Here is an 11,736-nt window from a genome sequence, read left to right as displayed (position 1 = left end):
GGAACATACCATGTCATTCATTCGACCGGCACTTGTGCTATTTATTCTGTTAACGCTCCTCACCGGCGGCGTCTATCCGCTGCTGACGACGGCGCTTGGGCAGTGGTGGTTCCCGCAGCAGGCAAACGGCTCACTGATCCGCATCGCCGGCGAAGTCCGCGGTTCCAGCCTGATTGGCCAGAATTTTACCGCAGCGAGCTATTTCCAGGGGCGCCCTTCGGCGACCGCTGACACGCCGTACAATCCGCTCGCCTCCGGCGGCAGTAATCTGGCCGTCAGCAACCCGGCGCTGGATAAGGCCGTCAGCGAACGCGTGCAGGCGCTACGTCTCGCCAACCCGGAAGCAAATCCGCGCGTTCCGGTTGAGCTGGTGACAACCTCGGCAAGCGGGCTGGATAATAACCTCACGCCGACGGCAGCGCTCTGGCAGGTGCCGCGCGTCGCGAAGGCCCGTAATCTGAGTATTGCGCAAGTCACCCGTCTGGTGAATGACGCGACGCAAACGCCGCTGGTCAGTTTTCTCGGCCAGCCTGTGGTAAATATAGTGCAACTGAATATGGCGCTGGATGCCCTGAAGGATAAGTAAAATGAGTGACGAGCCGCTGCGCCCGGACCCGGACCGCCTGTTGCAACATACCGGCGAGCCGCATCGCGGCAAGCTAAAAGTGTTCTTTGGCGCCTGTGCGGGCGTCGGTAAAACCTGGGCCATGTTGGCGGAAGCGCAGCGGCTGCGCGCCCAGGGGCTGGATATTCTGATTGGCGTGGCGGAAACCCACGGTCGCAAAGAGACCGCGGCGATGCTGGACGGGCTCAGCACCCTCCCCCAGCGCCGCTTCTCTCATCGCGGACGCTATGTCCATGAGTTCGATCTCGACGCCGCGCTGGCGCGCCGACCAGCGCTGATTCTGGTGGATGAGCTGGCGCACAGCAACGCGCCAGGCTCGCGCCATCCCAAACGCTGGCAGGATGTCGAAGAGCTTCTCGATGCCGGTATCGACGTGTTTACCACCGTGAACGTCCAGCACCTCGAAAGCCTGAATGATGTCGTCAGCGGGATTACCGGCGTGCAGGTGCGCGAAACCGTCCCCGATCCCTTTTTTGACGCCGCCGACGACGTGGTGCTGGTCGACCTGCCTCCTGACGATCTCCGTCAGCGCCTGAATGAGGGCAAGGTCTATATCGGCGGTCAGGCGGAGCGGGCCATCGAAAACTTTTTCCGCAAGGGAAACCTGATTGCCCTGCGTGAACTGGCTCTGCGTCGGACCGCCGATCGGGTCGATGAACAGATGCGCGCCTGGCGCGACCGTCAGGGGCAGGAGAAAGTCTGGCATACCCGCGACACCCTGCTGCTGTGCATCGGCCATAATACCGGCAGTGAAAAACTGGTGCGCGCCGCCGCGCGCCTGGCCGCGCGATTCGGCAGCATCTGGCATGCGGTTTACGTCGAAACCCCCTCCCTGCACCGCCTGCCGGAAGCCAAACGGCGCGCTATCCTGGCCGCCCTGCGGCTCGCTCAGGAGTTAGGGGCGGAAACGGCCACGCTCTCTGACCCGTCGGAAGAGAAAGCCGTACTGCACTACGCCCGCGAGCATAATCTGGGCAAAATCGTCATCGGCCGCCAGGGAAAACGCCGCTGGTGGAGCCGCAGCGGATTCGCCGATCGCCTGGCGCGCGACGCGCCCGACCTCGATCTGGTGGTTATCGCCCTTGATGAAAAAAGCGCCCCGCTGCCCACGCGGGCCAGCGATAGCCGTACCGCCATCGAGAAGTGGCGCTTGCAAATCCAGGGCTGCTTCGTGGCGCTGGCGCTCTGCGCGGTCATTACGCTGGTGGCGATGCAGTGGCTGGTGGCCTTTGAAGCCGCCAACCTGGTGATGCTCTACCTGCTTGGCGTGGTGATTATCGCGCTGCTATACGGCCGCTGGCCGTCGGTGCTGGCGACGGTTATCAACGTGGTCAGCTTCGACCTGTTCTTTGTGTCACCGCGCGGTACGCTGGCGGTTTCCGACGTACAATACCTGCTGACCTTTGGCGTCATGCTGACCGTCGGTCTGCTGATCGGGAATCTCACCGCCGGCGTCCGCTATCAGGCCCGCGTGGCGCGCTATCGCGAGCAACGCACCCGCCATCTGTATGAGATGTCAAAAGCGCTGGCGGTCGGGCGCAGCGAGGATGACATTGCCGCGACCAGCGAGCGCTTTATCGCCTCCACGTTCCAGGCCCGCGGGCAGCTGCTGCTCCCCGACAGTAGCGGTAAACTGCACCCGCTCACCCACCAGCCGGGACTGACCTCGTGGGACGATGCCATCGCCCGCTGGAGCTTCGATAAGGGCCAGCCCGCTGGCGCCGGTACCGATACGCTGCCGGGCGTCCCCTATCAAATCTTACCGCTGAAAAGCGCCGCCCGGACCTGGGGGCTGCTGATAGTGGAACCCGAAAACCTGCGTCAGCTGATGATTCCGGAACAGCAGCGCCTGCTGGAAACCTTTACGCTACTGGTCGCCAGCGCGCTGGAGCGGCTGACCCTCACCGCCAGCGAAGAGCAGGCCCGGCTCAACAGCGAGCGGGAAAGTCTGCGCAACTCGCTGCTGGCGGCGCTCTCCCATGATTTGCGCACGCCGTTGACCGTGCTCTTCGGGCAGGCGGAAATTCTGACGCTCGACCTGGCCAGCGAAGGCTCGAAGCATGCTCCGCAGGCCAATGAAATTCGCCAGCACGTGCTGAATACGACCCGGCTGGTTAATAATCTGCTGGATATGGCGCGTATTCAGTCCGGCGGATTTAACTTGCATAAAGAGTGGCTGACGCTCGAAGAGGTGATCGGCAGCGCCCTGCGGATGCTGGAACCGGGCCTCGGCGGGCAGCATATTCAGCTGACGCTGCCCGATCCACTGCTGCTGGTTCACGTCGACGGCCCGCTGTTTGAGCGGGTGCTGATTAATCTTCTGGAGAATGCGCTGAAGTATGCCGGTTCGCAGGCGCAGATCGGTATTGCGGCGCAGGCAGATGAGCGGCAACTGCGCTTAGAGGTATGGGATAATGGCCCCGGGATCCCGGCAGGCCAGGAACAGGCTATCTTTGATAAATTCGCCCGCGGGCATAAAGAGTCGGCGATCCCTGGCGTCGGGCTGGGTCTGGCCATCTGTCGCGCGATCGTTGAAGTGCACGGCGGTACGATCGGCGCCCATACGCGACCGGAAGGCGGTGCCTGCTTCCGTGTTACACTCCCCAGGGAAACGGCCCCGGAACTGGATGAATGGAGCGGAGCGGCATAACGCCGCCCCGGCGGAATGCCCCGAGACGCGCAGCTATACGCCAGCCCAGGCTGGCGCCAGAGTCTGCGGTTGAGGCGTCAGCCGCGTTCCGGACGTTTGTGAAGGAGAGTGTCCTATCTGTCTGAACGGGAAGAACGGGTGATAAACGTACTGATTATTGAAGATGAACATGCTATCCGCCGCTTTCTGCGCACTGCGCTGGAAGCCGACGGCATGCGCGTATTTGAAGCCGATACCCTGCAGCGGGGTCTTATTGAAGCCGCAACCCGCAAACCTGATGTGGTCATTCTCGATCTCGGGCTACCCGATGGCGACGGCAATGAGTTTATTCGCGGCGTGCGCCAGTGGAGTCAGATGCCGATTATCGTGCTGTCGGCCCGCACCGAGGAGCACGATAAAATTACCGCGCTTGACGCCGGCGCCGATGACTATCTCAGTAAACCCTTTGGTATTGGCGAGCTGCAGGCGCGATTGCGCGTCGCGATGCGCCGACATGCCGGCGCGCAGGCCGACGAACCGCTGGTGCGCTTCGCCGATATTGAAGTCGATATTCCTGCCCGCCGCATCGTACGCGGCGACGATGAGCTCCATCTGACGCCGATTGAATTTCGTCTGCTGGTAGTGCTGTTAAATAATCCCGGTAAGGTCCTCACCCAGCGCCAGCTGCTCAATCAGGTGTGGGGGCCCAATGCGGTGGAACACAGCCATTATTTACGCATTTATATGGGGCACCTGCGGCAAAAGCTGGAGGCCGATCCGGCGCGCCCGCAGCATTTACTGACCGAAACGGGGATCGGCTATCGGTTTATGCCGTAGCGCGACGCCTGTCGCCATCCTGCTGACTCCGCAGATATCAGAAGGAAGACAGCAGCGAATGGATGAATGCCGCAATAAAAAAAGGGCTCCATGCTGGCATGGAGCCCTTTTCGCTACTCTACAGGCTCAACCGCGCCTGAAAGGGGCGATAATCACCTGAGAATGGCTGTCCGTTTTACCGGACTCAGGCGTTTTTCAGCACTTCGCTGACGATTTCCACCGCTTCTTTCTCGATCTGCTTACGATGTTCTTCCCCCAGGAAGCTCTCGCAGTAGATCTTGTAAGCGTCTTCCGTACCTGACGGACGCGCGGCGAACCAGCCGTTGTCGGTCATCACTTTCAGGCCGCCAATCGATGCGCCGTTGCCCGGCGCGGCGGTCAGACGTGCGGTGATCGGATCGCCGGCCAGCTGGCTGGCGCTGACCATTTCCGGCGACAGCTTAGACAGCGCCGCTTTCTGTGCGGAAGTCGCCGAAGCCTGCAGACGGTTATAGCTCGGCGCGCCGAAGCGGGCAGCCAGTTCGTCGTAGTGCTGCTGCGGGTTTTTACCGGTGACGGCGGTGATTTCTGCCGCCAGCAGACACATGATGATACCGTCTTTGTCGGTCGACCACGGAGTGCCGTCAAAACGCAGGAACGAGGCGCCCGCGCTCTCTTCACCGCCAAAACCGAAGCTGCCGTCGAACAGGCCGTCAACAAACCATTTAAAGCCCACCGGCACTTCCACCAGCTTGCGGCCCAGGTCGTTAACCACGCGATCGATCATCGCGGAGGAGACCAGCGTCTTACCAACGGCGACATTCTGGCCCCACTGCGGACGATGCTGGAACAGGTAGTTAATCGCCACCGCCAGATAGTGGTTCGGGTTCATCAGCCCCACCGGAGTGACGATACCGTGGCGGTCATAATCCGGATCGTTAGCAAAAGCCAGATCGAACTTATCGCGCAGCGCCAGCAGCCCTGCCATCGCACACTCAGATGAGCAGTCCATGCGAATGGCGCCGTCTTTATCGAGGTGCATAAAGCGGAAGGTTTGATCGACGTGATCGTTGACGATAGTCAGATCGAGTTTGTAGTACTCAGCAATGCGTTTCCAGTATTCGATACCGGAACCCCCCAACGGATCGACGCCGAGCTTCAGGCCGGCTTTCTGAATCGCCGCCATGTCGACGATATCCGCCAGCCCTTCGATAAACGGCTGCACCAGATCCTGTTCTTTGACATGACCGGATGCCAGCGCCGCATCGAGGGAGATGCGCTTGACGCCCTGCAGACCCGAGGCCAGCAGTTCGTTGGCACGGTTCTCGACCACTTTGGTGACGTTGGTATCAGCCGGGCCGCCGTTCGGCGGGTTGTACTTGATACCGCCATCTTCCGGCGGGTTGTGGGACGGTGTAATCACGATGCCGTCCGCCAGCGGACCGCCTTTTTTGTTGTGCACCAGGATGGCATTGGAAATGGCCGGCGTCGGAGTAAAACCGTTGTTTTCCTGCACGATAACATCAACGCCGTTGGCTGCCAGCACTTCCAGAACCGAAATAAAGGCTGGCTCGGAGAGCGCATGGGTATCTTTACCCACGTAGCAAGGGCCGGTAATCCCGTTCTTCGCGCGGTCTTCAGCAATCGCCTGAGCGATTGCCAGAATATGCTGCTCATTGAAGTTATGGCGCCCTGCACTGCCACGATGGCCAGAGGTGCCAAACTTCACCGCATGCTCCGCGTTGCTCGCTTCCGGCTTCAGTACATAGTACTGTGCAGTCAGCTGAGCGACGTTAATCAAATCACTCTGTTGTGCAGGCTGACCCGCACGCTTATCGATTGCCATTGCCTGATCCTTCTGATGCAAGGTGAATAAAACTAGATAGTGCCGCAGACCTTCTCAATTAATTCCGCTGGGAACTGCATTGACTGCATGATGTGTTCGATCATGCTGCACTTACGACCGGTATTGGTATTGGTGATAACCCACCACGGCGTACCAGGAACCTGTTTTGGTTTGGTCTGGTTACCACTTTTTAGCAGAATCCGTGAATCTTCGGCAAAATAAACGCGAGTGCGCCCGTGCAGAGACTCGGTGGCCTCAGCAAATGCTTTGTTATCTAAGGAGTACAGCGTAGTCAGGACCAGCATAAAGCGGTTCACCGCGCGTTTTTGTTCGGCGTATTCATCAGATAACAGCAGTTCGCGCATCGCGCGGACTTTATCTTTCGCCGGATTCGCGGGCTTCGCTTCGACGGCAGGCGTCGCCGCCGGTGCCGGAGCGGCTTTTACGACCGGTGCGGCAGTCTGGGAAACGGCAGAAAATTTCAGCATGCGCCGTAAAATGTCGGATGCACTCTCGCCAATATGCTGGGTGTGGCTGGCAATATAGCGATAGAGATCATCATCAACTTCAATTGTTTTCATCTTAATCCAGTGCGATATCTTATTCTGAATACAAGTTGTCAGGATTATAAGGACAAATCCTGACCGCGGATAGCGTCAAACCAGGATGGCGGTAAAACTCAGAGAGCTCTGGGTCTTGCAGCCGGATGGCAGAATGTCCAACATAATACCCTAACCCGACGAAGCGAAAAAAAGAACTTTGCCATGAAATTAAATAGCCGCACGCAATCTGCACAAAATCCGCACAATAATTCCCCTGTTGTCCTGGTTCACGGTCTGTTTGGTAGTCTCGACAACCTGGGCATCCTCGCCCGCGACCTGGTGGCCGACTACGATATTCTGCAGGTTGATATGCGTAACCACGGTCTCTCTCCCCGTTCGCCGGAAATGACCTACGCGGCGATGGCGCAGGATCTGGTCGATACGCTTGACGATCGGCAGATAGAGAAAGCCACTTTTATCGGTCATTCGATGGGGGGAAAAGCGGTCATGGCGCTCACCGCGCTGGCGCCGGAGCGCATCGCTGGTCTGGTCGCCATTGATATTGCCCCGGTGGAATACCACGTGCGCCGTCATGATGAAATTTTCAACGCCATCAATGCCGTCACCGACGCCGGCGCCGCGTCCCGTCAGCAGGCCGCCGCGGTGATGCGTGAACATCTACAGGAAGAAGGCGTGATTCAGTTTCTGCTGAAATCCTTCGTGGACGGCCAGTGGCGCTTTAACGTGCCGGTATTATGGGATCAATATCCACATATCGTCGGCTGGCAAACGGTTCCCGCCTGGCCCCATCCGACGCTGTTCATTCCGGGCGGCAACTCTCCCTACGTCACCGACGACTATCGCGATCCCCTGCTCGCGCAGTTCCCCCAGGCGCGGGCGCACGTCATTGCCGGCGCCGGTCACTGGGTGCACGCGGAGAAACCGGAAGCCGTCCTGCGCGCCATTCGTCGCTATCTGACCGCTTTGCAGGCTTAACTGGCTAAAAACTGCCCGACCGCGCTGCAGAATGCCCGCGGTCGTTGGCGCAGCGGTTCGCCTGATGTATTATGGCGCGCTATCTGTGTCGGCTATAGCCCGGCAACTTGTTTCCCCGAAGTCACTCTGAATCATGGCAAAAGAACAAACGGACCGTACGACATTAGATTTGTTCGCAACCGAGCGTCGCCCGGGTAGACCAAAGACCAATCCGCTTTCGCGCGATGAACAACTGCGCATAAACAAACGCAATCAGCTCAAACGCGACAAAGTTCGCGGCCTGAAGCGTGTGGAGTTAAAACTCAACGCTGAGGCGGTTGATGCGCTCAACGAACTGGCGGAAGCTCGCAATATGAACCGCAGCGATTTGATCGAAGAGATGCTGATGAACCAGCTGGCAACTCTGCACGGCGGTGATAAAGCCTGAAAATCCTCAAAAAAACACTTTCATGTAGCAGAGTGTGCAGTCGGGCGTGATTGCTGTTTCCGCGCCCTCCCCTGTTCTGCTATGATTGCCGTTATCTGCGGGCATTACGCCACTACCACATCATTAAGTTTCAAGAGGTTATTTTACTCATGGCAATCATCGGCATCTTTTTTGGCAGCGACACGGGCAACACCGAGAATATTGCAAAAATGATTCAGAAGCAGCTTGGTAAAGATGTTGCTGATGTTCACGACATTGCCAAGAGCAGCAAAGAAGATCTGCAAGCCTACGACATCCTGCTGCTCGGCATTCCGACTTGGTACTACGGTGAAGCTCAGTGCGACTGGGATGATTTTTTCCCGACGCTGGAAGAGGTCGACTTTAACGGTAAACTGGTTGCGCTGTTTGGCTGCGGCGATCAGGAAGACTACGCGGAATACTTCTGCGACGCGCTGGGCACCATTCGCGATATCGTTGAGCCGCGCGGCGCCACCATCGTTGGCCACTGGCCGACAGCGGGCTATCATTTTGAAGCCTCTAAAGGCCTGGCGGATGACGATCACTTCGTCGGTCTGGCTATCGATGAAGACCGCCAGCCGGAATTGACCAACGAACGCGTAAGCCAGTGGGTTAAGCAGGTCTCTGAAGAACTGCACCTCGAAGAAATTAAAAATGCCTGATGATTGTGCGGCGTTACCGTAAAGTTTCGCCGCATTAATAGATAGAAGCAATCAAACAAATAGCTACAAGTTTTTAACTTTTAATCACATATCTGTACAATGTCCTCTGATTTAACGAGGTCAGGTGACGCAGTTTGTAGCTGGGGCCTCGTTTTTGACAGCATACAAGGCCCGATACTTGCAGTTTTCATTTGACGACAGCAGTTCTATAATGAGACGCATTGCATCGGGTGATTCTCTGTATTACTTCCGCTGATGGAAGTAGATCGTTTAGCAACAGGACAGATTCCGCATGACTGACAACAATACCGCATTAAAGAAGGCTGGCCTGAAAGTCACACTTCCTCGATTAAAAATCCTGGAAGTCCTGCAGGAACCGGATAACCATCACGTCAGTGCGGAAGATTTATACAAGCGCCTGATCGACATGGGTGAAGAGATCGGTCTCGCTACTGTTTATCGCGTGCTGAACCAGTTTGATGATGCGGGCATTGTGACTCGTCACAACTTCGAAGGCGGTAAATCTGTTTTCGAACTGACCCAGCAGCATCATCACGATCACCTTATTTGCCTCGATTGTGGCAAAGTGATCGAATTCAGCGATGAGTCTATCGAAGCGCGTCAGCGTGAAATCGCCCACCGTCATGGCATCCGTTTGACCAACCACAGTCTGTACCTTTACGGTCACTGTGCGGAAGGCGACTGCCGTGAAGATGAACATGCACACGACGCGCTGGAAAAGTAATTTCCCACCGCGTGAACCGCAAAAAGCCAACCTGACGGTTGGCTTTTTTTATGCGCGAAATCTGCCGCGCCCCCTACCCTCGTACGCGAGTTGACGTTACCGCATTCCGTCTTACCCCCTGGGATGGTGGTTGATGCGCGCTGCACTTATCAACCGGCGGAACATCAACGCTGAAACGCCAACGGGCGAAGATAATGCTCCGCCCGTTTTCACTCTGTCGTCCGTTTTATTTCGTCGTGTTGTTGCTGCGAATCCCTTTCCAGATGCGATCGCAACGCGCTTTCACCGCCTGATCATTACCGGTACGGGTCGCCTGAATACACTGTTGGTAATCAAGAACGCGCACGCTTTCCTGGTTGGCAAACGCCTGATGCTGTTTCTCTTCTTTCAGCACGTCCAGAACGCTCTGGCAGGCCTGAACCTTGTCCGGGTTCCCTTCTGCCGTATTGATACAGGCGCTATAAGCCTCTTTTAGTTTCGAATCTTCCTTCGGCGCGGGAGCCTGCGTGCAGGCAACCAGACCCGATGCCATAACCGCGATGAGCAATAGCTTCTTCATAATTAACCTCTCAGGTTTGCGGCAGATTTACATCTGCCGCAGCGGCATCAGAAAATAGTGAACGGAGCGATAACCATGAACTTCACGTCACGCTCATCCTGGAAGATGTTGCCATAGCCACCGCTCCAGCTCGGGATATCGGAGTGGTTGTCGTATTGGGTAAAGTGCAGTTTAAACAGCGTTCCTTTTGCCCGGCCGTCCTGTACGGTGTACATCGCATCGAGGCTATACGCGGACTCTTCCAGACGTTTGTCCGGATTGTAGTAGGCGTCCGGCGTGGACATTCTGCCCGGTTTGGCATCCCATGCGTAGACGTAAGACGCTCCAAACGCCCAGCCCGGCATATTCCAGTTTTTCATGTCATACATCGCGCCGAAGAAGATCGCTTTTTCACCGTTGGCGTTGAAGTCAGAACGGTTATCCCACCATATATCAAGACGACCGTTAGAAGAGGCATAGGTCGGGGTCATACGTTGCAGGAAGTAGCCCTGCTGGCCTTCAGCTTTCACCCAGGTGCCTTCCAGACGCAGATCGAGGACGTCAGCGACCTTGTAGCCAAAAGTCAGCGCCTGCAGCCAGGCGGTACCGTCGTAGATATCGTTCGCACCGCCGTTACTGACTTTGTCACGCGTGCCGTAGAACTGGTAGCTGGTGTTTAACGGCGTACCCGCGATATCAAATTTGTAGCTGGCCTTGGCAAAATACTGGTCGATATAACCTTCAGCCTGACCAAACGCCGCTTCCAGCACGAGGTCATTTTTAAAATCGTATTTGGCGCCCAGTGAGTGTAGATAATCGACTTTGGTTTTCTTGTCGTTCTGGTAGAAATTATCCATCTCGATGTGCCATGGCGCTTTGTATTCGTTGGTCCACATATAGGAGAAACTCAGCGCGCCGGCATCACCGTAATCAAAGTTAGCCCCGGCTTCAGCCCCCTGGTAAGTGCCCGGCATAAAACTCCAGTGCGGAGCCAGCAGCGTTTGCCCGGTTGGCTGGATATAACCGCCGCGAGCCCATACCGGGCCATATTTAAATTTCGCCGCCGCTTTATACAGGCTGATCCCGCTCTTATCGCCAGAGTAATCTTCGTCGTAGGCTTTATTCTTCGAGGAGAAGGCAATTTCGTTCGGGTGAGCGCTTTCGCTGCTTTCCGCCATTTCAATCGCGGTGAAGGCAGCCACGTCAATACCAAACATATCAGCGGCATAGCCGGACTGGAAATCCAGATTGGCGTTCCAGGTCGAATGGGAAAGGTTGGTTTTGTATTTATCGCCGTCGGTCACATCCTTCCGGTCGCGCTCACGCTGCCAGTAATAGATGCCGCCGGTTAAAGTGGAATCATCAATAAAACCTGCTGCGCTGGCCTGCGGAACAGCGATCCAGCCCGACATCGCGGTGACGGCGGCAATAGCCAACGCCAGCGTACTACGTTTGCCACTAAACGTACGCATGTGCATATCCTCTTTGACGTTTTAAAAACGCGGTGCCAAAGGCAAGCCGCGAAAAAATAAATAAGACTGCGAAAAGTGGAGCGATAAAAACCGCATAACCACTGTTGATAGACTATTTTTCGTGACGCGAATTATCAATCTCTTTCGCCGATCAAAACTTAAGATTATGACAAAGCGCACATATTCTATTTCTTTTTGTAACAACACTTCCCCTCATACTCTTTCATCGTAAGTAATTACTAAATAGAAAGAAAATTGAGAATGAAAGCGCTTACAGCCGTTTTATGTCGCAGGGGGAGGAGTGGCAGGTCTGGCAGAGATGACACACAGCAAACAAGATTAATTCGCATCGCGAAAATAACCAACTTAATCCACTGATTTCAGGATAAAAAAAACGCCGCGAAATGCGGCGTTTTTACT

11 protein-coding genes are annotated in these 11,736 nt (G+C 56.3%); 7 read left to right on the top strand and 4 right to left on the bottom strand.

Features of this window, described 5'->3' with window-relative positions:
* Positions 1 to 10: 10 nt before the first annotated feature.
* The 3 genes from kdpC (at position 11) to kdpE (ending at position 4,091) form a co-directional block, all read left to right on the top strand.
* The gene (gene kdpC, locus FNY10_RS02300; RefSeq protein WP_160702011.1) at positions 11 to 586 is read left to right on the top strand and encodes a potassium-transporting ATPase subunit KdpC; all 576 of its coding nucleotides are present in this window, start codon (positions 11 to 13) and stop codon (positions 584 to 586) included.
* A gap of 1 nt (position 587) precedes the next feature.
* Positions 588 to 3,275: a two-component system sensor histidine kinase KdpD gene (kdpD, locus tag FNY10_RS02295; RefSeq protein WP_100685668.1), complete on the top strand. Its 2,688-nt coding sequence runs from the start codon at positions 588 to 590 to the stop codon at positions 3,273 to 3,275.
* A 138-nt stretch (positions 3,276 to 3,413) separates the two neighbouring features.
* Positions 3,414 to 4,091 carry a two-component system response regulator KdpE gene (kdpE, locus tag FNY10_RS02290; RefSeq protein ID WP_160702563.1) on the top strand — a complete coding sequence of 226 codons (678 nt, stop codon included), beginning with the start codon at positions 3,414 to 3,416 and terminating at the stop codon, positions 4,089 to 4,091.
* Between the two features lie 184 nt (positions 4,092 to 4,275).
* On the opposite strand, the gene pgm is transcribed toward kdpE, so the two are convergent.
* Positions 4,276 to 5,916, bottom strand: coding sequence for a phosphoglucomutase (alpha-D-glucose-1,6-bisphosphate-dependent) (gene pgm, locus FNY10_RS02285; protein WP_141965092.1), 1,641 nt, complete (start codon positions 5,914 to 5,916; stop codon positions 4,276 to 4,278).
* A gap of 32 nt (positions 5,917 to 5,948) precedes the next feature.
* Positions 5,949 to 6,497, bottom strand: a complete 549-nt coding sequence (seqA, locus tag FNY10_RS02280) for a replication initiation negative regulator SeqA (RefSeq protein ID WP_141965093.1) — start codon at positions 6,495 to 6,497, stop codon at positions 5,949 to 5,951.
* Positions 6,498 to 6,680: 183 nt separating this feature from the next.
* Here seqA and ybfF point away from each other — a divergent pair, with 183 nt between their 5' ends.
* From ybfF to fur, 4 genes are all read left to right on the top strand, one after another.
* Positions 6,681 to 7,454, top strand: coding sequence for an esterase (ybfF, locus tag FNY10_RS02275; protein ID WP_141965094.1), 774 nt, complete (start codon positions 6,681 to 6,683; stop codon positions 7,452 to 7,454).
* Between the two features lie 133 nt (positions 7,455 to 7,587).
* Positions 7,588 to 7,881, top strand: a complete 294-nt coding sequence (ybfE, locus tag FNY10_RS02270) for a LexA regulated protein (RefSeq protein ID WP_100685672.1) — start codon at positions 7,588 to 7,590, stop codon at positions 7,879 to 7,881.
* 149 nt (positions 7,882 to 8,030) lie between these two features.
* Positions 8,031 to 8,561, top strand: a complete 531-nt coding sequence (fldA, locus tag FNY10_RS02265) for a flavodoxin FldA (RefSeq protein ID WP_167686246.1) — start codon at positions 8,031 to 8,033, stop codon at positions 8,559 to 8,561.
* A 292-nt stretch (positions 8,562 to 8,853) separates the two neighbouring features.
* On the top strand, positions 8,854 to 9,306 hold the full coding sequence (fur, locus tag FNY10_RS02260; RefSeq protein WP_015584881.1) for a ferric iron uptake transcriptional regulator: 453 nt from the start codon (positions 8,854 to 8,856) through the stop codon (positions 9,304 to 9,306).
* Between the two features lie 226 nt (positions 9,307 to 9,532).
* Here fur and chiQ read toward each other — a convergent pair whose 3' ends face one another.
* Together chiQ and chiP are read right to left on the bottom strand one after the other, a co-directional pair.
* Complete coding sequence (gene chiQ, locus FNY10_RS02255; RefSeq protein ID WP_141965095.1) at positions 9,533 to 9,865, bottom strand: ChiQ/YbfN family lipoprotein; 333 nt, start codon at positions 9,863 to 9,865, stop codon at positions 9,533 to 9,535.
* 47 nt (positions 9,866 to 9,912) lie between these two features.
* A complete protein-coding gene (chiP, locus tag FNY10_RS02250; RefSeq protein WP_160702013.1) occupies positions 9,913 to 11,316 on the bottom strand; it encodes a chitoporin ChiP in 1,404 nt (467 codons plus the stop codon).
* Positions 11,317 to 11,736 lie beyond the last annotated feature (420 nt).

Source organism: Klebsiella sp. Lac1 (assembly GCF_009825425.1).
Taxonomy (GTDB): Bacteria; Pseudomonadota; Gammaproteobacteria; order Enterobacterales; family Enterobacteriaceae; genus Klebsiella; species Klebsiella electrica.
Note: the sequence above shows the minus strand (reverse complement) of the source record. Positions and strands in the feature narration are given on the sequence as shown.